General features: G+C 41.3%; 28 protein-coding genes. 10 read left to right on the top strand and 18 right to left on the bottom strand.

Translation table 11 applies throughout. The annotated features are described in order from the left end of the window. The first annotated feature begins 1 nt into the window (after position 1). The 7 genes from rpmA (at position 2) to DWX57_RS03310 (ending at position 4,958) form a co-directional block, all read left to right on the top strand. Positions 2 to 289 (top strand): 50S ribosomal protein L27, encoded by a 288-nt coding sequence (gene rpmA, locus DWX57_RS03280; RefSeq protein ID WP_004850948.1) that lies wholly within the window; start codon positions 2 to 4, stop codon positions 287 to 289. Between the two features lie 193 nt (positions 290 to 482). Further along, the gene (obgE, locus tag DWX57_RS03285; protein ID WP_120123029.1) at positions 483 to 1,778 is read left to right on the top strand and encodes a GTPase ObgE; all 1,296 of its coding nucleotides are present in this window, start codon (positions 483 to 485) and stop codon (positions 1,776 to 1,778) included. A 14-nt stretch (positions 1,779 to 1,792) separates the two neighbouring features. Then, positions 1,793 to 2,080, top strand: coding sequence for a ribosome assembly RNA-binding protein YhbY (gene yhbY / locus DWX57_RS03290; protein WP_022216458.1), 288 nt, complete (start codon positions 1,793 to 1,795; stop codon positions 2,078 to 2,080). Positions 2,081 to 2,092: 12 nt separating this feature from the next. Continuing rightward, positions 2,093 to 2,716 (top strand): nicotinate (nicotinamide) nucleotide adenylyltransferase, encoded by a 624-nt coding sequence (gene nadD, locus DWX57_RS03295; protein WP_119999601.1) that lies wholly within the window; start codon positions 2,093 to 2,095, stop codon positions 2,714 to 2,716. A 69-nt stretch (positions 2,717 to 2,785) separates the two neighbouring features. Beyond that, entirely contained in the window at positions 2,786 to 3,364 is a 579-nt protein-coding gene (gene yqeK / locus DWX57_RS03300) for a bis(5'-nucleosyl)-tetraphosphatase (symmetrical) YqeK (protein ID WP_082418046.1), read from the top strand. A 1-nt stretch (position 3,365) separates the two neighbouring features. Continuing rightward, a complete protein-coding gene (gene rsfS / locus DWX57_RS03305; protein ID WP_120123030.1) occupies positions 3,366 to 3,716 on the top strand; it encodes a ribosome silencing factor in 351 nt (116 codons plus the stop codon). A 372-nt stretch (positions 3,717 to 4,088) separates the two neighbouring features. Continuing rightward, positions 4,089 to 4,958, top strand: a complete 870-nt coding sequence (locus DWX57_RS03310) for an HD-GYP domain-containing protein (protein ID WP_243106158.1) — start codon at positions 4,089 to 4,091, stop codon at positions 4,956 to 4,958. Between the two features lie 294 nt (positions 4,959 to 5,252). On the opposite strand, the gene lexA is transcribed toward DWX57_RS03310, so the two are convergent. Then, a complete protein-coding gene (gene lexA, locus DWX57_RS03315; protein WP_022216463.1) occupies positions 5,253 to 5,873 on the bottom strand; it encodes a transcriptional repressor LexA in 621 nt (206 codons plus the stop codon). Between the two features lie 312 nt (positions 5,874 to 6,185). Between lexA and yneA the strand changes: the two genes are divergently transcribed. The 3 genes from yneA to DWX57_RS03330 all read left to right on the top strand — a co-directional run bounded on the left by yneA (position 6,186) and on the right by DWX57_RS03330 (position 8,603). Continuing rightward, positions 6,186 to 6,515, top strand: coding sequence for a cell division suppressor protein YneA (yneA, locus tag DWX57_RS03320; protein WP_015534940.1), 330 nt, complete (start codon positions 6,186 to 6,188; stop codon positions 6,513 to 6,515). A 273-nt stretch (positions 6,516 to 6,788) separates the two neighbouring features. Further along, positions 6,789 to 7,853 (top strand): tyrosine-type recombinase/integrase, encoded by a 1,065-nt coding sequence (locus DWX57_RS03325; RefSeq protein ID WP_055144446.1) that lies wholly within the window; start codon positions 6,789 to 6,791, stop codon positions 7,851 to 7,853. Between the two features lie 30 nt (positions 7,854 to 7,883). Next, positions 7,884 to 8,603, top strand: coding sequence for a tRNA 2-thiocytidine biosynthesis TtcA family protein (locus tag DWX57_RS03330; RefSeq protein ID WP_120123032.1), 720 nt, complete (start codon positions 7,884 to 7,886; stop codon positions 8,601 to 8,603). 157 nt (positions 8,604 to 8,760) lie between these two features. On the opposite strand, the gene DWX57_RS03335 is transcribed toward DWX57_RS03330, so the two are convergent. The 17 genes from DWX57_RS03335 to mreD form a co-directional block, all read right to left on the bottom strand. Further along, positions 8,761 to 9,375: a cytidylate kinase-like family protein gene (locus tag DWX57_RS03335; RefSeq protein WP_022216466.1), complete on the bottom strand. Its 615-nt coding sequence runs from the start codon at positions 9,373 to 9,375 to the stop codon at positions 8,761 to 8,763. A gap of 183 nt (positions 9,376 to 9,558) precedes the next feature. Continuing rightward, the gene (locus DWX57_RS03340) at positions 9,559 to 10,482 is read right to left on the bottom strand and encodes an RluA family pseudouridine synthase (RefSeq protein WP_118649145.1); all 924 of its coding nucleotides are present in this window, start codon (positions 10,480 to 10,482) and stop codon (positions 9,559 to 9,561) included. Positions 10,483 to 10,485: 3 nt separating this feature from the next. Next, entirely contained in the window at positions 10,486 to 11,004 is a 519-nt protein-coding gene (lspA, locus tag DWX57_RS03345) for a signal peptidase II (protein ID WP_118649144.1), read from the bottom strand. Positions 11,005 to 11,027: 23 nt separating this feature from the next. Beyond that, a complete protein-coding gene (gene aroB, locus DWX57_RS03350) occupies positions 11,028 to 12,113 on the bottom strand; it encodes a 3-dehydroquinate synthase (protein WP_120123033.1) in 1,086 nt (361 codons plus the stop codon). 32 nt (positions 12,114 to 12,145) lie between these two features. Beyond that, positions 12,146 to 12,862: a DivIVA domain-containing protein gene (locus tag DWX57_RS03355; RefSeq protein WP_015534936.1), complete on the bottom strand. Its 717-nt coding sequence runs from the start codon at positions 12,860 to 12,862 to the stop codon at positions 12,146 to 12,148. A 25-nt stretch (positions 12,863 to 12,887) separates the two neighbouring features. Then, a complete protein-coding gene (locus DWX57_RS03360; protein ID WP_015534935.1) occupies positions 12,888 to 13,541 on the bottom strand; it encodes a cell division protein SepF in 654 nt (217 codons plus the stop codon). Positions 13,542 to 13,553: 12 nt separating this feature from the next. Next, positions 13,554 to 14,249: a YggS family pyridoxal phosphate-dependent enzyme gene (locus DWX57_RS03365; protein ID WP_015534934.1), complete on the bottom strand. Its 696-nt coding sequence runs from the start codon at positions 14,247 to 14,249 to the stop codon at positions 13,554 to 13,556. A 22-nt stretch (positions 14,250 to 14,271) separates the two neighbouring features. Beyond that, on the bottom strand, positions 14,272 to 15,678 hold the full coding sequence (locus DWX57_RS14045) for an HlyD family efflux transporter periplasmic adaptor subunit (protein WP_165852753.1): 1,407 nt from the start codon (positions 15,676 to 15,678) through the stop codon (positions 14,272 to 14,274). Between the two features lie 94 nt (positions 15,679 to 15,772). Continuing rightward, the gene (locus tag DWX57_RS03375) at positions 15,773 to 16,192 is read right to left on the bottom strand and encodes a hypothetical protein (protein ID WP_015534931.1); all 420 of its coding nucleotides are present in this window, start codon (positions 16,190 to 16,192) and stop codon (positions 15,773 to 15,775) included. 73 nt (positions 16,193 to 16,265) lie between these two features. Then, positions 16,266 to 17,261, bottom strand: coding sequence for a D-alanyl-D-alanine carboxypeptidase family protein (locus tag DWX57_RS03380; RefSeq protein ID WP_243106160.1), 996 nt, complete (start codon positions 17,259 to 17,261; stop codon positions 16,266 to 16,268). A gap of 52 nt (positions 17,262 to 17,313) precedes the next feature. Beyond that, the gene (locus DWX57_RS03385; RefSeq protein ID WP_022216472.1) at positions 17,314 to 17,709 is read right to left on the bottom strand and encodes a methylglyoxal synthase; all 396 of its coding nucleotides are present in this window, start codon (positions 17,707 to 17,709) and stop codon (positions 17,314 to 17,316) included. Between the two features lie 10 nt (positions 17,710 to 17,719). Next, entirely contained in the window at positions 17,720 to 18,883 is a 1,164-nt protein-coding gene (locus DWX57_RS03390; protein ID WP_117548965.1) for an FtsW/RodA/SpoVE family cell cycle protein, read from the bottom strand. After that, the gene (locus DWX57_RS03395) at positions 18,834 to 19,163 is read right to left on the bottom strand and encodes a cell division topological specificity factor MinE (protein WP_117548966.1); all 330 of its coding nucleotides are present in this window, start codon (positions 19,161 to 19,163) and stop codon (positions 18,834 to 18,836) included. The genes DWX57_RS03390 and DWX57_RS03395 overlap by 50 nt, the downstream gene beginning before the upstream one ends. 16 nt (positions 19,164 to 19,179) lie before the next feature. Further along, positions 19,180 to 19,971, bottom strand: a complete 792-nt coding sequence (minD, locus tag DWX57_RS03400; protein ID WP_022216474.1) for a septum site-determining protein MinD — start codon at positions 19,969 to 19,971, stop codon at positions 19,180 to 19,182. Between the two features lie 25 nt (positions 19,972 to 19,996). Then, a complete protein-coding gene (locus DWX57_RS03405; RefSeq protein ID WP_055144455.1) occupies positions 19,997 to 20,701 on the bottom strand; it encodes a septum site-determining protein MinC in 705 nt (234 codons plus the stop codon). Positions 20,702 to 20,747: 46 nt separating this feature from the next. Further along, a complete protein-coding gene (locus DWX57_RS03410; protein ID WP_120123034.1) occupies positions 20,748 to 23,585 on the bottom strand; it encodes a penicillin-binding transpeptidase domain-containing protein in 2,838 nt (945 codons plus the stop codon). After that, positions 23,585 to 24,094, bottom strand: coding sequence for a rod shape-determining protein MreD (mreD, locus tag DWX57_RS03415; RefSeq protein WP_022216476.1), 510 nt, complete (start codon positions 24,092 to 24,094; stop codon positions 23,585 to 23,587). Before mreD ends, DWX57_RS03410 begins: the two co-directional genes overlap by 1 nt. Positions 24,095 to 24,103: the final 9 nt, after the last annotated feature.

The following is a 24,103-nucleotide window of genomic DNA, read 5'->3' on the forward strand; positions in this document are numbered from 1 at the left end:
CATGATGAAGATGGAACTTCAGTTTTTCGCTCATAAGAAAGGTGTAGGTTCTACAAAGAACGGCAGAGACTCAGAGTCCAAGAGACTTGGCGCTAAGAGAGCTGACGGTCAGTTCGTAAAGGCTGGTAACATCCTTTACAGACAGCGTGGAACAAAGATTCACCCAGGTCTTAACGTTGGTATTGGCGGAGATGACACACTGTTCGCTACAGCTGATGGTATCGTTAGATTTGAGAGAAAGGGTAGAGACAAGAAGCAGGTTTCTATCTATCCAGTAGTTAACGAGTAATATTGGATATATATAAGTAATACTATCAAGAGACTGGAGTAATTTTTATTATTCCAGTCTTTTTTTACAGACAAAAGTGCAGATATGGGGTATACTATGAAATAGTGTGCAGATGTATCTGCAGAACTTGACACAGGTAGTTTAGACATTGAATATTCGGTATAGAATATCTGACATAGAAAGGCGGTATATTATGTTTGCCGATAGAGCCAGAATATATGTGAGATCAGGCAAGGGCGGTGACGGACATGTATCCTTCAGAAGAGAGAAATATGTTCCAAACGGCGGTCCTGACGGCGGTGACGGAGGTAATGGCGGTGACGTTATCTTTGTTGTCGACGAGGGAATGAACACGCTCACTAACTATAGACATGTAACAAAATACAGAGCCGGTGACGGTGAAGAGGGCGGCAAGAAGAACTGCCATGGCAGCAATGGTGCCGATATCGTGCTCAAGGTTCCACCTGGAACTGTTGTCAAAGATTCAGAGACAGGTAAGGTTATTCTCGATATGGCATACAAGAAGGAACCTGTTGTTTTCCTTAAAGGAGGCCGTGGTGGCCGTGGCAACAGAACATATGTAACTTCGACCATGCAGGCGCCAAAGTATGCACAGCCTGGTCAGCCAGCCAAGGAGCTTACAGTAGATCTTGAACTCAAGTGTATAGCTGACGTAGGACTTGTCGGATACCCAAGTGTAGGTAAATCAACCTTCCTTGCAAGAGTTACGAATGCCCGTCCTAAGATCGCGGCATATCATTTTACCACTTTAGTTCCGAACCTGGGTGTGGTGGATCTCGGGGATAAGAACGGCTTCGTGATCGCAGACATTCCAGGCATAATTGAAGGTGCGTCAGAAGGAACAGGTCTTGGACTTCAGTTCTTAAGACATATAGAGCGTACAAAGGTTATAATCCACATCGTGGATGCAGCCTCGGTGGATGGAAGAGATCCGATCAATGATATCCACGTAATCAATGAAGAGCTCAAGAAGTACAATAAAGACATCGAGAACCGTCCACAGGTTATAGCAGCCAACAAGGTCGATCTTCTGGATGATATGGGCTATGAGACTGTCATAGAGATGCTTAAGGAGGAATTCCCGGAGGATGAAGGATATAAGATATTCCCTATATCTGCAGTATCAGGAAAGGGTATCAATGAACTTCTCTGGTATGTCAATGACCTTGTAAAGCAGTCTCCAAGGGAGATCATCGAATTTGAACCTGAGATAGATCTGTCCATGCAGGATGATCCTGAGCTTCCATTTGAAGTCAGAAAGTCAGACGAGGAGGAGGGTGTATATATCGTCGAGGGTCCACGAATCGAGAAGATGCTCGGATATACGAACCTTGAATCTGAGAAGGGCTTTGATTTCTTCCAGAAGTTCCTCAGAGACAATGGAATACTTGCACAGCTTGAGGAGCTTGGCTGTGTAGACGGAGATACTGTAAGAATGTATTTCCTTGAATTTGATTATTATAAGTAAAGGAATAAACACGTATGAATAGCAAACAGAGAGCATATTTAAAGGGGCTGGCACAGACCATCCAGCCTATACTCAACATAGGCAAATCATCACTCACACCTGAGTTCACAGAATCTGTTGCAGAGGCTCTTGAGGCGAGAGAACTAATCAAGATCTCTGTTCTCAAGAACTGTCTTGACGATCCTCGTGAGATAGCAGCTATGCTCGGTGAGAGAACACACTCACAGGTAGTTCAGGTGATCGGCAGAAAGATCGTTCTGTACAAGGAGTCAAAGGAACATAAGAAGATCGAACTTCCATAGGGGGAATAAGCCATGCTGGCACAAAAAGCAGGACATGTAGGTATACTCGGCGGAACATTCAATCCTATACACTATGGACATATAGAGCTTGGCGTACAGGCACTGGAACAGTTTAGACTGGATAAAGTGCTTGTGATGCCCAACAATAAGCCTGGTTATAAAGATATTTCCAACGAAGTTACAACAGATCACCGGGTCAACATGATAAAACTTGCCATAGATGGCATAAAAGGGTTGGAGTATTCTGATTTTGAGCTCAGACGTCCCGGAATCACATACACCTCAGATACGCTTGAGGCCCTTCATGAGTTATATCCTGACGTTCACTGGTATTTTATCATGGGCGGGGATTCCATTATGTATTTTGACCACTGGCACAGACCTGACATCATATCAAGGCATGCAACGCTGCTTGTCACAACAAGAAGTGGAGCTCCTGAGGATATGATCAACAACAAGATAGCAAGCCTGCACAGCCTGTTTCCGGCTTCTGATATCCGTCGGGAGTACATCCACCAGCACGATATATCCTCAAGTGATATAAGAGCTGCTGTGCGGTCAGGAGAAGATATCAGGGATATGGTTCCCGACAGCGTGATAACATATATCAAGGACAATGGTCTATATCACGTTTGATCTGGCAGGTATAACAACATATATTGAATATTACTTATACTTGAACATTTGCAACAGATAGGAGATAAGATGAACAGATTTGAGATGCGTGAGCGCCTTGAAAACAAGCTCACAAAGAAAAGATTTGAACATTCACTTGGTGTGGAATATGTATCAGGCTGCCTGGCCATGGTTCACGGAGCAGATGTTAACAAAGCTTTGACTGCCGGACTTCTACATGACTGCGCCAAATGTCTGCCTGCAGACGAGAAGATAGCAAGATGCAAAAAACACGGACTTCCAATAAGCCAGGTCGAATTTGCTAATCCTGAGCTTTTACACGCAAAGCTGGGAGCATATTACGCAAGAGAAAAATACGGAGTTGACGATGAGGACATCCGATCGGCTATAGAATTCCATACAACTGGAAGACCGGCTATGTCGCTTCTGGAAAAGATTGTTTTTGTGGCTGACTATATAGAGCCGAACCGTAAGCCTTTGCCGGAGATAGATGAAATAAGAAATGAGGCATTCTCCGATATTGACGCTTCGGTGGCCCACATATTAAAGAATACTTTAACTTATCTGGACAGTGGCAGCTGTGGAGACACGGACGAAATGTCTGTCCGGACATATAAATATTATACATCATTGAACAGTGAGGACTAATATGGCAGATTCCAGAGAGATGCTCAAGATAGCATGTGCTGCTCTTGAGGATAAAAAAGCATTTGACATCAAGATAATAGACATAAGCAAAATATCAACATTATGTGATTATATCGTGATAGCTGATGGAACAAACAAAAAGCAGGTTCAGGCACTCAGCGATAATGTTGAGGACAATATGCACGAAGCTGGATATTCCCACAAGGGAGTGGAGGGATATTCTGAAGGTGGATGGATTTTGCTGGATTATTATGATATAATAATCCATATATTTTCTGAAGAATCAAGAAGATTCTACAACATAGAGAAGATATGGAGTGACGGAGATATTGTATCTCTGGACAGCATATAAGATATTCAGTTTAAAATAAGATTGGGTTGCAAGTAAGAATTTGGGGATTAAAACATGGAGAGTAACAGGCTATTAAGCGACAATTATATCAAGATCAATCATATAGCCTCAAAATGTATGAGGCTTTTCGTGATATTGATACTTCTATATTGGGTATTTACATATATCGGGGGACAGTGCAATATTGTGATCCTGTGTTCATGCATGAGCGTGTGCTGTATTCTGACCCTTATACCTACAATTTTTATTGATGTTCTCAAGAACAACGAAAGCAAAAGCATCAAATATGTAGTAATTGCCCTGGCAGTACTCATTTGCTCTATACTAAATACTACTTTATCATACACTGCTATGATCGTCTGGATCTTTCCTATGCTTGTAGCTTCCCTTTATTATAACAAGACAATGGTTCTCTATACTGCGCTTTTATCTACAGTCGGTGTATTCGCTGCAGATATAGTCAATTACAGATTATGTGATCTTGTTATTCCACCCGCACATGATGATTTTGCTGACAATATGATACTGGTCATAGCGCCATGTGTTATAGCCATTTTTATCATGTCATTTGTATCATATTTCATAGTATCAAGAAACTCAACAATGCTCAATAATGTTATAGACCATGCTGAAGAGGTCAAGACTAATCAGAAGGAACTCATATATGCGTTTGCCGAGCTCTCAGAGAGCAAGTCAAAATCAACAGGTGAGCACATCAAGAGAGTTGCAAAATACATGGAGGTTCTTGGAAAGGCATCCGGTTTTGATGACGATTATGTTGACATGCTTTCAACCGCAGCCATGATGCACGATATCGGCAAACTGATGATCAGCGAAGAAATACTCAACAAACCTTCCCGTCTTACAGATGAGGAGTTCGCCATTATGAAGAGTCATGTATTATATGGCGACGCACTTCTCTCAAAATGTCCGGGACAGATCCTTCAGATTGCAAGAACGATCGCCAAGGAACATCATGAGAAGTGGGATGGCTCTGGATATCTGCATATGAAGGGAGAAGAGATCGCATATATCAGCAGGCTTATGGCTGTATGTGATGTATTCGATGCCCTTACATCAGCAAGATACTACAAGAAAGGCTGGTCTATGGAGGAGGCTTATACCGAGATAGTAAGCCAGAGTGGTAAACAGTTTGATCCAAAGGTGGTATTATTATTCCAGGCTCATTTCAAGGAATTCAAACAGATAGCAGAACAGAATGCTGATAAGCACATATACTAAAATGTGATTACTTAAAAATAGACTAAATATACATTAAGCTAATAGACTAAAAAACTGTTTTTTATGGTTTTTTAGTCTATTTTTTTGGATTTAGGCTTGAAATAAGCTAATTAATTGGTATAATGTAATTAACAAATTGATATAAATTAACTATTTTGAAGTTAATTTACTTTTAATAAGCCCCCTCTTAAAAAATATGACATAAATTGATCCCCAGGTCATATACGTAAATGTTGCTGACGTATGTTGACCTGGGGATCTCTTTCTTAATGGATTTATTATATTATATTGTAATTACATCTGCCTGAATAATCCGATAACCTTTCCGAGTATATCACAGTGGTCTACGATAATTGGATCCATATAATCATTCTCCGGCTGAAGTCTTATATGACCATTCTCCTTAAAATATCTCTTTACTGTAGCCCCGTCATCGATAAGTGCAACCACAATATCACGATTGGAAGCAGAAGAGCATTGTTCAACAATAAGGAGATCACCATCGTTGATTCCGATGTTGATCATACTTTCGCCCTTAACGCGAAGCATGAATGTCTGATTATTGGTGTTATGTAAATATTCCGGTGGAATAGGAAAATAATCCATAATATTCTGTGTGGCAAGGATAGGAAGTCCAGCTGCAACCTGTCCAACAACAGGTATATTAATAACCTCACGCCTTGACAATGCAAAATCATCATCTATTATCTCTATAGCCCTTGGTTTTGTTGGATCACGCCTTATATATCCGTTCTCCTCAAGAGATGCGAGATGAGCATGTACTGATGATGTAGACTTGAGTCCAACAGCCTTGCAGATCTCTCTTACTGAAGGTGGATAACCCTTCTTAAGCTGTTCTTCCTTGATATATTCCAAAATCTCTGTCTGTTTATCAGATATCTTTCCTTTTCCCATGTATATTGAACCTCCACAAATAAATTCTATTTAACATAATCTGTTATATACAAAATATGATAGCACATATGTTCTGATATTGCAAACGAATGTTCTGTTATAATTTTGCTTTGTTTTGAATATTCTTGACCGGATCTATTCTTTCGTGGGAATAAAAATGGACACCTGATAGTGCATAATATAGGAGTATTAAGGATTCAGAGTTACAATACGAACTGCAGTCGTACAAGTGTTCGAAAATCACTTGACAACAAAACATCTGTTCGGTATAATACGAACATAGTAACAAACATACGTTCAGGAGGGATAGAGATGAATAGATTATTTAATTTCATTAGCAATAAAAAGGTGACAATAATTGTAGCCATAATCATAGCAGCAGTATTATATGTTTCGATCACACACATGGATGCATCCGAAGCTGATGCCACCAATGCCAGCACCAAGTATTACACATGTATATCCGTTGAGTCTGGCGATTCACTTTGGGATATAGCTCAGAAGTATATGACTGATGAATATACATCAACCCAGGATTATATCGATGAAGTTGTCTCGATCAACAATCTGAACAACGATTCATCGATAGTAGCCGGAACAAACCTGGTAATACCATATTATGAAGTGACTGATCTCAATTAAACAAGGAATTATATGTTCTTGATCAACGCATATAGATTCTATTAAATGATAGATTCTATATGCGTTTTCTGTTTAGATTTTTGCTTAGAGAGTCGTAAGAATCAGTGAAAGCAGTGCAGTTGGAATGTATTTTGGTCTATATGTTTCTATTCGCTAAACTCAGGTTTTACGAAAAAATATAGCATATTTTATTACATTATGCTATAATCCATTTAGTCATATACATGAATATGCCCACAAATTAACATATATCAGGAGGTTTCAAATATAACGATGCCAGCCAAGCCATACAACAAACAGGTCGATGAGAATAATATATTATTGCTCAGAGATATTCTTTCCGAGTTACCACAATACGCAACGATCGCTTTTCGTGGAATTGAGAATACTACATCCACAAGAACACGCCTTGGTTACGCCAGGGATATAAAAACATTCTACGAGTATTTATGTGAAAATAACCCATTCTTTCGTGATAAAACTCCACTTGATATTACTACTGAGGATCTCAGCAGACTTGAGGCCGAGGACATCGAGGAGTTCCTGCATGCCATGAAGCTTTACACTAAAAACGGACGTACATACACCAACGGTGAGCAGGCGTTAAAACGCAAATTATCTGCACTCCGGGTATTTTTTGCATACCTGTATAAAAACGACCGTATAAGCTCAAACGCTGCAGAAAAGGTCGACATGCCAAAGATACACGATAAGAAAATTATACGAATGGAGCCAAACGAAGTTGCAGATTTTCTTGATAATGTTGAGTATGGCAGCGGCCTGACTGAACGCCAGAAAAAATATCATGAGAAAAATAAAGTCCGTGACCTGGCGCTTTTATCACTTATGCTCAGCACCGGCATGCGTGTATCCGAATGCGTTGGAATTGATATACGTGACGTTGATTTCGATAATATGCGGATTAAGATCGTTCGAAAAGGTGGCAAGGAGGCATACGTATACTTCAGTGATGAGGCAAGTGAAGCTTTGCTTGAATATCTTGATGAAAGGAAAAAACTGATACCGGAAAAAGGCCATGAGGATGCGTTATTTCTGTCCGGTCAATTAAAAAGAATATCTGTCAGATCAGTTGAGAATATTGTAAAAAAATACTCTCTTACCTCCGTTCCTTTAAAGCATATAACACCTCACAAACTCAGGAGTACGTTTGGCACTGAACTTTATAGGGCTACAGACGACATATACCTGGTGGCGGACGTATTAGGCCACTCGGATGTAAATACAACAAGAAAACACTACGCTGATATGGATGAGGACAGAAAACGTCGTTTCAGGAACGAAGTACAGCTTCGTGAAAAACGCACAATTAAACCATAATAATATTATGTTAACTTAAGGAGTATTTTTATGAAATCACAAAAGCTTTTATCATATACAAGACGAGCTATAACTGATTACGATATGATCAGTCCCGGTGACAAGATAGCCATAGGAATATCCGGAGGCAAAGACAGTCTGACACTTTTATATGCAATGTCCAAACTGAAAAAGTTTTATCCCATACCATTTGAAATTGAAGCTATAACCGTAGATCTTGGATTTAAGGATTTTGACACGTCCAGACTTAAGGAATATTGCGAGTCACTTGGAGTCAATTATACGGTTTGCAAAACTCATATAGGCGAGATCGTTTTCGATTACAGGAAGGAACCTAATCCATGTTCACTCTGCAGTCGTATGCGTAAAGGAGCCTTCAATGATTGTGCTGCAGAACTTGGCTGCAACAAGATCGCATATGCCCATCACAAGGATGACGTTATAGACAGCTTCCTGATGTCCATGCTGTATGAGGGGCGCATTCACACCTTCTCTCCTGTCACTCATCTGGAGAAATCAGGTGTCACACTCATAAGACCTCTTATATACGCCCTGGAAGGCGAAATAAGAGCATTTGCACGCGCCAACGATCTTCCAGTCTGCAAGAACCCTTGTCCCGCTGACGGCGTCACAAAGCGTCAGGAAAGCAAATACATTATAGACGAACTCAAAGTACGCGTGCCTAATGTAAAAGATCGTATATTTTCCTCCATCGAGGGTGCCGGAATAGACGGATGGTCAAGGCACTGATTAATAGCTTATGTATATAAAAAATAAATCCAATCACAAAACAAAAATGACAGTAAGCGTTTAACAAACAACCTACTGTCATTTTTTATATACAAGATTTTATAATAACATTATTATGATGATATATTACAATTTTCAATAATAATCATGACTGAGATCAATAATTGTTTACAATGTCATATAACAGATCTATCGTCTTATCTATGCCGTACTTCGAAGTATTGATACATATGTCGTATCCCTTCATCTCGCCCCATCTCTTGGATGTATAATAGTTGTAATATGAAGCTCTTGCCTTGTCTTCCTTCTTGATCATATCCTTGGCCTTCGATTCACTTATGTTGTACTTCTTGGCGATTCTGGCTGTTCTGTCATCCATGTCTGCATACAGGAATATATTCACCACGTTGTCCAGATCCCTGAGTGCGTAATCAGCACATCTGCCGACAAATACACATGAACCATCTTTCTCTGCAAGATTCTTGATGGTGTCAAATGCCGCAAGGAAAACTTTGTGGTTGAGAGGAAGCTCTGTTGAATTGCCAAATCCCAGTGAATATGGATCCATCACCAGTGAGTAAAGAAAGCTATTCGTAGGCTTTTCGTCAAAGCTGTCAAAAATCTCTTCACATATTCCACTGTTCTTTGCTGCCTCTTTAAGTAACTCCTTGTCGTAAAATGGTATGTTCATCTTTTCTGCAAGAGCTTCTCCGATCTGCTTGCCTCCACTTCCGAACTGTCTACCTATAGTAATAATCTTCTTCTCTGCCATAGTAACCACTCCCATCTTCTCGTATTCTCCATGTAAGAAATATCAAAATATATTACTTATGTACAAAATACTTAAATTCCTATATGGGTTATTATAACATTTATACAATAAACTGTAAATAAAAAAGTATAGACAATTGCACGTAATTTGTGACAATTGTCTATACTCGTTTGTTACATTATATTAATTTAACAGTTTTAGCTTCTTTATAAGATCTTCAAAATATTCCGGCAGATCAGCCTTGAACTCAACGTATTCCCCGGTTGAGGGATGTTCAAAACCGAGAATACCCGCATGCAGCGTCTGTCCCTGCAGCTTAAACGGACATTTCTTCGGTCCATAAACTTCATCCCCAAGTATGGGATGTCCAATGGATGCCATATGAACTCGGATCTGATGTGTCCTGCCGGTCTCAAGCTGACACTCAATAAAGGTATACTTTCCTCCAAAACGCTCCAGAACCCTGTAATGTGTGACGGCATGTCTGCCATTTCTGGTATTGATCGCCATCTTCTTCCGATCCTTAGGACTTCTTCCAATCGGCGCATCCACAGTACCATCATCCTGTGCGATATTTCCATGGACTATGGCATAATACTTTCTGGTTATACTATGCTCGTGAAGCTGCTCAGACAATGATCTATGGGCATTATCGTTCTTACACACCACAAGTACACCTGTTGTATCCATATCTATCCTGTGAACGATTCCCGGCCTGAATTCCCCATTTATACCGGAAAGGGAATCCTTAAAATGGTACATCAGTCCGTTGACCAGAGTCCCACTGTAGTGTCCCGGTGCCGGATGGACCACCATTCCCTTTGGTTTATTCACAAGTATCACGTCATCATCCTCATATATGATGTCGAGCGGTATGTTCTCAGGCTCAATGTCAATGCTGACCGGATCCGGCACAGATATATCAAAAATATCTCCAGTACGTACACTGTAGCTCGGCTTTGAAGCCTTACCGTTGACCTGAATATATCCGTCATCAAATAACTTCTTTATGAAAGATCTCGAATAATCGCTGAAATACCCGCTGAGAACCTTGTCTATTCTTTTCCCTGCCCAGTCGCTGCTGGCTTCGATGTTATATTCTTCCATATACTATTCCTGTCCATCTGTCTGTTTTTGGTGTATGATCTCTGAGAGCTCATCATCCTTATACTTGAACAGCACCAGAATAACTATAACAATAAAACTGCATGTGACAAATATATCTGCGACATTGAATACCGGGAAGTTAATAAGGCAGAAGTCAAACATGTCAACCACATATCCACGGGCAACTCTGTCGATCATATTGCCGACAGCTCCCGATATGAGAAATACCAGTGATATCCTGAGCGGTGTATATTTCTTTTCCTGATTGTCTGCAAGCCTGATGTATACATATATAGCCGCAAGCAGGATAACAAATGTTATCGCAAGCAGGAAAACGATCTTACCTGAGAAACTTCCCCAGGCCGCACCTCTGTTCTGAACATAGTTGAGCTGGAAAACTCCGTCAATTATTTTCCTTGTCTGTCCAACCTGAAAGTTGGTGGATATGAGATGTTTCACCAGTTGATCTAAAGCTGTAAGAATAATAATGGCAAGTATAGCCATCGGTATTCTCTTTTTCATAATATCCGTTCCTCCTTTGAACATCAATGCCACTCAAATGCCTTTTTCATATCATCAGGAACGACATCGGTATTGATATATGCATCGCCAATAGTGTAAAGAAGAATAAATTTGATCTTGCCCCCAACCATCTTCTTATCGTTCTTAGTGTACTCTATGACAGCATCTGCATCGACAGGGCAGTCCTCAAGAGTAGGGAAACCAAACATATCAAATGCGTGTATGATCTTATGAAGCTCGTCCTCTGTGATGTCACCCCTGTTGTATGAGATAACAGACGCAAGGCAGCATCCGATGCCGACACATGCCCCATGACTCAGCTTAAGGTCGAGGTATCTCTCTATGGCATGTCCAAGAGTATGTCCAAAATTGAGCAGAGCTCTGTCGCCCTTCTCAGTAGGATCGTTTTCCACAACAACTCTCTTGATGTTGCAGCTCACCCTGATCATCTCCATCAGGACATCCTTATCCCTTGCAAGTATTCTGTCGTGATTTTCTATAAGCCAGTCAAAATATGCAGAATCCTTTATGAGTCCATGTTTTATGATCTCACCCATTCCCGAAATAAACTGCTCATCGGATAACGTGGTGAGTGTTGACACATTGATATACACAAGCTTTGGCATGTGAAAGGCTCCGACCATGTTCTTATATGAATCAAAGTCAACGCCTGTCTTTCCACCGATACTGCTGTCCACCTGTGCCAGAAGGCTTGTAGGTATCTGTACAAAGTCTATGCCTCTGAGATACGTTGCAGCAGTAAATCCGGTTATATCGCCCGTTACGCCGCCTCCAAGAGCCACCAGAAGATCTTTTCTGTCAAACTTTGCAAGAATAAGCTTCTCGTAGATCATCTTTACTGTATCAAGATTCTTCTGAGACTCTCCGGCCTCAAATACGATAGATATCAATTCTTTGCATTTTCCATCAAGCTGATTCCTGATCTCATCGAGATAAAGAGGCGCAACATTACTCTCTGTAACGATACATACCCTTCTATCAGCAATTCCCTGTCCGGCTAAAAGCTCAGGCAGGGAATTAAAATCGTTTGCAAAGAAAATGTCATAGATTGGTTCATCATTCAGATGAACTGTGAGTGCATTACACATATAAACATTCTCCCTTAGTATAAAATATATTGTTAGTTTCCAAATGGATTAACAAATGACTTACCGCCAAGATTCTTTGTGTATACAGACGAATCACTTGTAACACTTCCGCCACCGGCACCGCCAAGTGTTGAATCACCCATGGCTGAGCCACCTCCTGATCCGAGAGTTGATTCCTCGCGGCCCTGTGGATCGCCGTCATAGGAGTTCATAAACGAATTCATGGCTGCGCTCTGTGTCGACTGTGAATAAGAAGCATTTGAACTGCCCTCGCTTAATACATCGTCAAAATTAAGCCCCATCTCCTCATTGATAGGATTCTGGGCAAGGTAATTCATATGGGCTTCCATGAGTGCCTTGAATGCACATACATAGTCCTTGTACTGCTGTTTTATTCCATCAATACTTCCCTCTATGCGCTCAAGCTCCTCCCTGGCCTCCTGCACTATATTATTAGCCTTGATCTTGGCATCATTCTCTATCAGTCTCGCCTTATCAGTGGCGTTCTTTGTAGACTCCTCAGCATTCTTCTCTGCTAGCATGAGAGATTTCTGAAGCTTTGACTCGGTTGTTCTGTAATGTACTAAACTGTCAGTCAGAGTCTTTACCTGATTGGTAAGATCTGCATTGGACTTATACAGTTCTGTGTAGCTGAGCACAACTATGTCAAAAAATGCATCTACATCTTTTCGCGCATATCCCATTCCATGCGTGAACTTCTTCTGTTGTAAATCAACTGGTGTAAGCATATGTAATCCCCCGTAAAAACATATATTAGTAAGTTGCCTTACTTGAAAGAGTTTCCCCCTGAAGAGATCCTCCAGCCAATTCCTCCCTTAAATCACCAGATACGTAGGTTCCATTAGGTGTGGCAAGGAATATGTTGCCCGAAATAGCCTGAAACAGGCCATCCACAGCATAACTTGCTCCTCCAATGAAATCCGCTATTCTCTGTGCAGTTGGAAGATCAAGATCCTCCATGTTTATTACGATTATCTGTCCTCGATTGAGATGATCGATTATCATCTGCGCATCGTCAAACTCGTCCGGCTTGATAACAAATACTTCACTGTCATCCATTGCTCTGGATCTGCTGTTGATCGATACGAGCTTTCCATTACCTGCTCCTGACTGCTGACCATGAGAAGATCTTGCAGCTTTTGATCTGGCCGATCCATTGTCAGATGATGCAGAACCTTTGTACTTATTAAAGGACTTGAGCGGTGAAGCCTTCACTCTGGACTCTGTCTGAGGCGCATCGTAATCATCCTCATCATCGTACTCATCATCTAAGCGATCGTCCATATCGTCTTCATCTTCATAGTCATCTTCATCTTCATCAAACAAATCATCATCAAAGTCATCGTCGCTTGAATCACTTAATTTGAAATAATCAAGAAAACTTTTCTTTGTATTTCCCTTTGCCATGATTGTTCTCCTTTAAATATTATAATTTCTGGCACCGAATATTCCCGTGCCAACTCTAACCAACGTTGCACCTTCTTCAACTGCAACTTCATAGTCGTTTGTCATACCCATCGACAAGACGCTCATATCGATATTATCAATGCTTTTAGATTGTATGTCAAGTGATAAATCTTTCAATTTGCGGAAATAGACCCTGTTGTCCTCGGGATCATCCACAAATGGAGCGATAGTCATAAGACCCTTAACCCTGATATGAGGGAAATCTTTTATCTCCTGGATAAGCGGAAGTACCTCGTCGCATGACAGTCCAAACTTTGTTTCTTCCTGTGCAACATTTACCTCAATGAGAATATTGACTGTGACATCATGCTTTGCAGCCTCCTTCTCAATGGTTTTGGCAAGATTTAACGAATCAACGGAGTGTATCATACACACCTTATCTACAATGTATTTTACCTTGTTCGTCTGCAGGTGACCTATCATATGCCAGTTTACAGGTCTTGAGACATTCTCGTATTTGTCCACAAGCTCCTGAACCTTATTCTCACCAAAATCAACGGCATCCGTATCACTGAGCAATTCCTCTATATCTGACAAAGGCTTTGTCTTGCTAACGGCGATCAGAGTGACATCCTCCGGTGATCTGCCGGCCTTTTCACATGCCCTGACTATGTTCTCTTTTACTTTTTCGTAATTTTCTTTAAGCATATTATCATCTCCTGTGTCTGTACTATTGATATATAAGCTCTCCCTCTTTCATGGAATGTCCATCCAGTAATATTCTGTCATATCTGGATATTCCATATGAAAGATCCGGCTTGATGATCGAGTAATCATCGCCCGATACGATAACCTCTATTCTTCTGAATTCCGCAGTTCCTCTTGATACACACAGAACACCATCCATCGTATACTTGGCGGCTGTGGCAACGGAAAATGTATCCTTGGAATTATTCTTCTGCAGTACCGCATCTGAATCTATACTTGACGGATCAACATAACAGAATCTCTTGTCGGTAAAATATATTATCGGTGATATCTGTTTTATTGAAGTGCTTCCCGAATTGCCATATGTTACCTGATTAAAATGAGTCAGATCTGAATCACCACTGCCTCCTGTCAGGTAATCCACAGGTATCATATATACATCCTTTGTTATTACGGATGAAGCCGGTATCTTCAGACCGCTGGATTCCTCAAACATGAAGTTGATGTCCAGAAATCTTTCATTTACATACTGCGCGATATATTTGTTGAATGATACCACTATATAATAATGACCATCTTTTTCGATCTTATCGTATGTCGATCTGATCTTTCTGCTCGAATTATTGATGGTAAATGAAGCGTATTCATTCTGTGTAACCTTGTCAAATTCATCCTTGCTGAGCGATATGGCAATATTCCATTCCTCATCGTTGATAAGCTTACATACAGCGCTGCCCGCAGAAACCTGGCCATCTGACTTGAGTGACTGTTTTGTATACACAGTTTTATCAAAAAGCTCAGGTGTCAGATTCTTCACATCGACGCTCTCATATCCATCCTGATAGTATGTGACAAGTCCACTGAATGGTGCCTTCTGGGCATCAAGTGAAAATGATGAAGAACCATTGCTGACCTGCTCAAGAGCAAGCTCCTCATAGAGCTCTAAAAGCTTGTTGTCGATGCTTGTCTTGAAATTATATACATTACCAAAATTGGATGCCGAAAATCCATTTTTGAACATCTTTATCTGATTGTTCAGACTTGTGTAATCTGCGCTCGTGAGAAGTGCTGAACCATTCTCCTGCATGTCGCTCATTGCTGCCTGCATGGAGCCCGAGCTATCAATGGCATATATATTTGCACCCTTGGATACCTTCTCGCCATCTCTTATATAGTAGCATGGTGTTCCCGTCGCCGAGGCGGTTATGACAGTCTCACTTCTTACCGCAAGCCCTGTAGCCGTGAAATCAGTATCGTACGTACTCTGCTCAACCGTGAATATTATCGGATCAGAATCATTAACATACGCAACGACCCTGATGAGTATATATATGAATACGAATGCAAAAAGGAATGTTCCAAAGCCCGGCATTTTGAGCTTTGGAAGTTCGATCTTTGTCTTTTGTTTTTTTCGTTTTATTGTCGCCATAATATGTCTCCCGTAATTTACTCTGGCACAGAAAATGGCTGGCAACATACATATGCCAACCACATTCTATCTGAAATATAAGGCGGCATCCAGCTTATAATGCCGCAATAACGCAGTCCTTGAAATCCTCTGGTACGTCATTGACATCTGTTGCCAGACAGATCACTATATCAACATTGAACATATCGGATATGTTCTTTATCTCGTCCAATGCCTCAACGATATGTGACTCTCCAACGTATGCAACCGTCTTAAAATTATCTATATAAATCTTCTCAATATCACTGTTCTGGGAGATTATTCCTCGCACGAATCCGGTGAACGAATCCAGCTTGCTAATTCCATAGCTTGTACAGTTGATCATCTTGACTCTGTTGCTGAGCTCATAGAGATGCTTGTTGTTATTATCAAGAAATACTACCGTACCGGAAACAACCTTTACTTCATTGTTGACCTTATCTATCAGTGCCTTTGTCTTTCCCTTACCCTTATCTCCTGCAATAATGTGAATCATTTTTCATGCCTCCTGAATCTTGGTGTAAAATTTATACAAATAATGTCCGTATCATATATGTCAGATACACACATCACTTTGCCTTATTTATAAGTTCAGTCATGGCGCTGTACAGTGCCTCTTTTCCATCTGCTCCGGCTACAAGAGCAATATACTCTTCACCGGTGGAATCGTTCTTAAGCTCCATGATAAGACAGTTGAGTGCCTCCTCTGTGGTTCCGGTCTTCCACGAACCTATCGAGTATCCATCTGGAAAATTTACCTCACCAGTTAAGAATTCATTTGTCGGCTCTATGGTTACCACCTGTTCATTGCCATCTGCATCCGTGTATGTGAAATCATATGTATCAAGTGAATCTATCACATACGCAAGGTCATGCTTTGAAAATTCCTTTATTATAAGATACAGATCATACGCTGTAGTGTAATGGTCATCGTCGTGAAGTCCGTGACAGTTGACAAAGTGGGTATTTGTCGCACCGATCTCCTTCGCCTTTTCATTCATCATGTCACAAAATGCTGATTCGCTGCCGGCTATCAGCTCTGCAAGTATAACACCACAGTCATTGTATGATGTTATCATGAGACCGTACAGCAGGTTCTTGACCGTCAGGCTGCAGCCTCCGACCAGGTCACTGGCCATGGCATCCCAATCGTCAAATGTGACCTTTCTGTTGAGAGTTACCACATCGTCAAGGGATATATCTCCCTTTTCTATGCTCTCCATAACGAGTATACCTGTCATGATCTTGGTCATACTTGCCGGATATATCTTTCCATGTACATTATGAGCCACTATGGTATCCTTGGTCGTCTCATCGACAAGCATAGCGGCATAACATCCGTTGTAGTTTGCGGCATCTATCTCCTCGCCCTGTGCTATCACAGCGTTATCGTATGCCATTCCGAGCTCCCCATACACCGGAAGATCAGGCAACACACCTATATCGAGCTGTTTTCCAGCTTTGTAGGTCTTGCTTCCGCAGCCGGTCAGAAGGACCATCGACAACACAAATATCAAAGAGATAATTCTTCGCATGTATTTTCCTATTCTGCTTTGATTAAACATAATATAACCTCCGAAATATATTCAACAGCCTGATAACGGTGCTGAAATATATTTACTTGTAGAATTCACGCCAGTCAAGATCTCCTCTGTCAAGTGCCAGTATAAGAAGCTCGGCAGTTGCCAGATTAGTCGCAAGCGGAATATTATGTGTATCACACAATGTAAATATGTTATTTATATCAGGTTCATGATTCTTTGGATGAAGCGGATCTCTCAGAAAGATGACCATATCGATGTCATTGTTCTCTATCTGTGATCCGAGCTGCTGCTCACCGCCAAGATGTCCTGCAATATATTTGTGAACTGTAAGATTGGTAACCTCCTCAATAAGTCTTCCGGTAGTTCCTGTTGCGTAAAGCTCATGCTTATTAAGAATTCCTCTATATGCTATACAGAAGTTCTGCATCAGTTTTTTCTTAGCATCATGTGCTATCAAACCAATATTCATGAAAATCCTCCTAATACTTTTTCTTTTGCAAATTTATATTGAGAACCATGCCCATTCCGGCACACAAACTGACGAGTGAACTCAGTCCGTAACTTATGAATGGCAAAGGTAATCCCGTGTTCGGAAGTATGGATGTGGCAACACCAATATTGATAAATGACTGGATGCTGACCAGTGCTGCCATACCTGTTGCTATATACATTCCCTTTTTATCACCGGAACGCCTAGCAACCCTAATACATTGTAACACTATGAGCAGTAAAATTGCAATAATAATAACACTTCCGATGAAACCTAATTCTTCTCCCACTGCCGAGAATATAAAGTCTGTCTGCTGCTCAGATATGAGATTTGTATCTTTTACGGTTGCCACATCAGAGCTGTTGATCCCCTTACCGGTCAACTGTCCCGATCCTATGGCCATGATCGAGTTGTTCTGCTGATCCTGGGTGGATCCGCCTCCATACATATGTCCAAGTATACGCTGTCTCTGATATCCGTTCAGAAACTGAGGCAGGTTGTCCTGCTGGATATACCAGAAGAAACCTCCAAAGAATGGTATGAGTATCAGTACCGCAATACCTATTATCTTGAGTGAGAGCCCCGCTATAAATATGACTATAAACAATGTTGCACATATACATATCGTGGTTGAAAGATCCGGCTCGGCAAATATAAGTCCGATCGGTATTGCAAGGAAAGCTGCAAGCTTCAGCAGCGTCTTTGCCGTGTTCAGATCATCCGCATGTTTTTCAAGAAAAACAGCCGTGCAGATTATCAGTATTATCTTGGCAAACTCCGATGGCTGTATGGTAAATGAATCGGATATCTGGAACCATCTGCTGGCTCCATGGGAATCCGCACCTGATCCTGCCACCAGTACAAGTCCCAACAGCACTATATTTGCAGCGTATAGTACCATGTAGTATTTGCATATGAAATTATAGTCTATGAGTGATACTATTATCATTCCCAGTATACACACCCCGGCACCGATCAACTGCTTTGTGAGTTTTGTCTCATCTACGCTCACTATGATCACAGTACCCATGGCCATGGCTGCTATTATCAGGAAAAACAATTTGAAATTGTAATCCAGTATACTGTATTTTTTTTGATCCTGATCAAGACTGAATTGTTTTAAGTTCAGTTGATCCTTCTTGAATAAGTTCATAATTCACTGATCCTCGTCCTATTGTTCTGTATGTATATTCGTTATCCTTCTTCTCTGTATCCACGCTTAACAATGGAATATATGCCACTAGCATACGCTCCTTGACCTGGATATCGATATCTGATTCCTTTACATTGATGTATCTGTCTATCTCCTGCTTTATGGTATGCTTCATATCGTCCAGGAAATCCGGATTACACCCTATCCTGTCTGAAGCCAGCATGCTTATAAGCCTTTCTTTGGCATAACTTCCTGTGTTATATAAATATATCTTATTCATCCCCATATTCCTCCCTTCAGGCTCTTTTACGTCTGAAAAGCGAACGCAGTGAGCGGTTCTTCCCTGAATAATAATCTTCAACTTCAAGGGAATCATCCACTATCTTTCTGCATATATTCATATATGCATGTCCCGATTTCGTGTTGCTGCACACGACCGGTTCTCCTTTGTTTGTCGATATGACTATGTCCTCATCATCGGCGATTACTCCAAGCAGATCCACTGCAAGTATATCAACCACATCATCGACGGACATCATATTGCCCTTTTTGACCATATCATATCTTATCCTGTTGATTATGAGGTGCTGTTTTTCAATTCCATACGCCTCGAGCAGACCGATTATCCTGTCTGCATCCCTTATGGCCGAGACCTCGGGAGTTGTCACTATGACAGCCCTGTCAGCAGCAGCTATGGCGTTCTTAAAGCCCTGTTCTATACCGGCCGGGCAGTCAATGATTATGTAGTCATACTCGTCTCTTATCTCGTCTATGAGCTTGATGATCTGTTCCGGGCTGACCGCTGTCTTATCCCTGGTCTGCGCGCAAGGCAGCAGGTACAGATTGTTGTAGTTCCTCGCCTTTATAAGAGCCTGCTTATATCTGCAGTTTCCCTCTATTACATCTATCAGATTATAGACTATGCGGTTTTCCAGGCCAAGCACAACATCCAGGTTTCTGAGACCTATATCTGTATCTATCATCACCACTCTGTTCCCGAGGGACGCAAGACCGGTTCCTATATTCGCCGATGTGGTCGTCTTGCCAACTCCGCCTTTTCCTGATGTAACAACAATAACTTCACACATAATAAAAATCCTCCTAAATTTACTATCATATGTAGGTTATATTTATGATTCCTTCATCATTCGTAGCTATCATTGGCATTCTTTTTGCACCCGGAAGTCTGATTCCTGTACTTTTCGCTTTTCCTATCTGCAAAAGCTGTGGGCACATTCTCATCGCTATTATGAAATTGTTTCCAGCCGCCAGCTTACCCGCTATGGCAGCTCCCGCCAGTTCCCCAACGACCACGATATTCTTACCGGATACAACCCTGGCATCCCTGGCAACATCTCCGAGGATAATGACATTTCCCCTGATCTCAAGGGTCTGCTTTCTCCCTATGTCACCGCGGAAGATATATGGTCTTTCATTGTCACTGTGCGTTTTAGTCATATCCGGCAAAGCCATACTGACTTTTGCCTGTTGTGGTTCACGATCCCCATCATCCCGGACACCGGAACCTGTATATTGATCTATGTCAGGTTTAGCTGCAAATCTGACATGAATCTTATCAATGCTGTTTAAAAAACTGATTATCTCCTCCGTGTCTCCACGCTCCAGGGTACATCCCCTGAAAGATATACATACAGTTCCTTTTTTCTGGAAGGCACTTATATTATCGAGGATCCTGCAATACAGATCGCAGCAGATATCATTTACAGACATAGCCGCCGGTACATAGACAACTATGCCTGATCTGTCTGCCTTGATTGATAATCTGTCCATACCATCCATATCATCTGCTCCTGTCATATTATTTCCTACACACAGGTTCTGTGATATATCTTTGGTATCTCAATTAATCTGACATCTGGTTGTTTCCTGTTATGTCAAGCGTATCAAGCTTGTCAGGGTCATACATATATGCGTACACCATTCCGGCAAGCTCCTCTGCGTTACCCGATGTATATCCATGTGGAATAACACATGTTACACTGACCTCAGGGTTCTCATAAGGCGCAAATGACACAAACAATGCGTGATCCGGCCTTGTGGTATCCTCCTCTGCTGTTCCCGTCTTGCCGGCAACATTGACATTTATCTGATTTATAAGAGCCGATGGACTTGTGTGGTCACTTACCATCTGACGCATTCCCCGTTTTATGACCGCCCACTGGCTGTCCGTCAGATCAACTGTATTCTTAGGAACGTTGTCACTCTTATACACTGTTCTTCCATCTATATTTTTTATCTCGTTCACCAGTGTCAGGTCATAACAGTTGCCCTCATTGGCGATGGTTGTCACATATCTGGCAAGCTGGACAGGCGCATAGTTATTTGTACCCTGTCCGATAGAAGAACGTACCGCATCAGTATCTGACACATGCGGATCCATCTCTTCTATCTCCACACCTGACTTCTGGTCAAGTCCAAATAACGAAGCGTACTTCTGTATCTTATCTATACCCTGTGCATCCTGATATACTCCCTTGCTGTCTGTGGCAAGGCGGTATCCAACCTCATAGAAGAAACCGTTACACGATACCTCTATGGCGTCAGCGAGACCAAGCGTTCCGTGTCCGCTTCTGAGCCAGCAGGCCGGTGAAGGAACAACCTTTGAGAATGTACCGTAATCAGTTATCACTGATCCAACGTCTATAACGCCCTCCTGCAGACCCGCTGCAGCAATGAGCATCTTGTATGTGGAACCCGGTGCAGTTCTCTGCATGGTTGCACGATTGTACATAGGGGTCGTCTTATCTTCTGTTATCTTGGCATAATAGTCAGGATCGATCACATTTGTGAGCTTGTTGTTGTCGTAGCTTGGGTAGCTTACCATAGCCCTTACAGCTCCTGTCGCCGGATCGACCACCACGATGGATCCCGAGCATGGGTCAAGAGCAAGCATGGCAGGTGTTATCTCAAGCTTTTTGATCTTTCTGTAAATAAATTCAAAATTGCTGAGGACTCCTGACGTAAATCCCTCGTAATCTTCGTCTGTTGTACTATTAAGGATTCCCTGGTCGTATAACAGGTATATTACCTGGGAACCTGTTATTTCACCTGATAATATCATATATTTGAAGACTCGTTTGTCGAAATCGGAGTCATCCTCAAATTCTTTGAGTACATAATCGACAATAACATTGTATATCTCATCCGTATCATAATAATCACTGCTTGTCTGAATGCCGGTTATGTCTATTACTCCCTGGCTTATGCAGTATTTCAGATACTCATATAATGATATCTTGTCATTTACATAGTTGTTATATGTGTCACTGTCCTTATCCACTGCACTGCTGTCATATATGCCGTTTGAGCTCAGCGTCTCACATATAAACTCCATATAATCCTTGTACTGATCCGAAAGATTATACAGTTCCGTGTGACTGCTCTTCAGAATGTCCGAAAGCGCATTGAGTGTGTACTGCTTGCTTGATACAAATGTGTTGTACACATTCTTTTCATTGTCAGTTGCATTCGCAGCATTAAGGGCCTTTATGTCTATAATGTTGTTGTCAAAGAATGCCGAGTACACATCCGTTATAGGTATATCCTCTTTCTCCTTGGATGTCGTCACGTTCTTGAGATTTGCAAGGAGAATATACGACAATTCCTTTTCAAGTGCGTTGTAGCAGTATTTCTGAAGATCAGAGTCAAGTGTGAGGTAAATATCGTTTCCTGCAACAGAATCAGTTTTTTCTATAATCTCAAGGACTTTTCCCATGTTGTCAACGTACATCTTCTGGGAACCGTCAACACCACGAAGCTGATCCTCGTACGACTGTTCCAAACCAAGCTTTCCAACCATATCATTGGAATCATACTGCTGATCCTCGTCAAGCTTCGCATTGTACTCCTCGAGCTCCTCATTTGAAATGTTGCCGATATATCCGATTATATGCGAAAAATATATGGCATCATTGTATACTCTGTTTGATTCAATACTCACATCCATTCCGAGCAGTGTATCCATATTCTCAGTTATCGCAGCATAGCTCTGCTGACTTATATTGTTGGCGATATCCACTGTCATGTACTGCTGGTATCTGTTGAGCCATACCTCATATCTCACGGCAAGGATCTTGAGCACATAGGCATCCGAATAATCACCCGAGATATTGAAAAGTTCATCACTTCTCATATAGTCAAATACTTCCCTTGCTGTAGCATTCTTCTGTGCATCGGTGAGGGCATCAACTGAGCTTGCACCATAAACATTCATATAAAATGTATTGAGTTGTGAGCCGCTTATCGTGAATTTCATGTTGCCATTTGCATCCAGCTTGATCGGAAGCTCCACGGACAGACTGTCTCCATTCTGCTCAAGTATAAGTATCGTCTTATAAACTATCTCATTTCTTAGCTCATTGACCGACATATTCTTCTTGTCTGCCGCCTCAGTGAGGTCTGCATTGCTGGTGAAACTCAGATTGTATGAAGATTCGTTAGATGCAAGCAGTTTTCCGTTGCAGTCGAAAATCTTTCCTCTGGTGGCCTTGACCGACACCGTCTTAAGTGATTTGTACTGGAAGCTGGACTGATATTTTTCTCCATTTATGATCTGAAGATTAAACAATCTGTACACAAGCACGCCTGACAGGCACAAAAAAAACAGAGTGACATAAAAAATACGGCTCTTTAACTTTTCTACTATAAAATCTTTGATTATCTCTAATATATCTCTGATCACTATGTCTCACTTCCTTTTTCAGCGCGTTTCAGCCTCTTGTTTATAAAGACAAACAGCTTGAATACTATCATCGTAAGTATGGCTGTGTATATCATATCCGGCAAAATAATATCCTTCATGTACAGCCCAAAACTGAGTCTGTTACGCATTACAAAGAATATTATAAATGTTATGAAATTAAATATGAAATCATCAAGTGTTATGATGATGATAGGCAGCAGTACATCCTCCACGAGATACAGTCTGTGGAAAAATCCGTTACAGTATCCAATGAGCATATATATGATCATAAAAGGGCCTATGGCAAAGCCAAAGTACAGATCATATAAAAAGCCACAGAAAAATCCCACCAGCATTCCCTCTTTTCGACCTCTCATAAGTCCAAAGGACACCGTGAGGATGAGCATCAGATTGGGAGTCGCACCCGCAACTGAAATATATGGAAAAAGTGCTGACTGAAGCACAAAACATATTATGATTAATAATCCAAGTGTGATAACTCTTCTCAATGTCTGTTT

This window comes from Coprococcus sp. AF19-8AC (assembly GCF_003603115.1).
GTDB lineage: Bacteria > Bacillota > Clostridia > Lachnospirales > Lachnospiraceae > Coprococcus > Coprococcus aceti.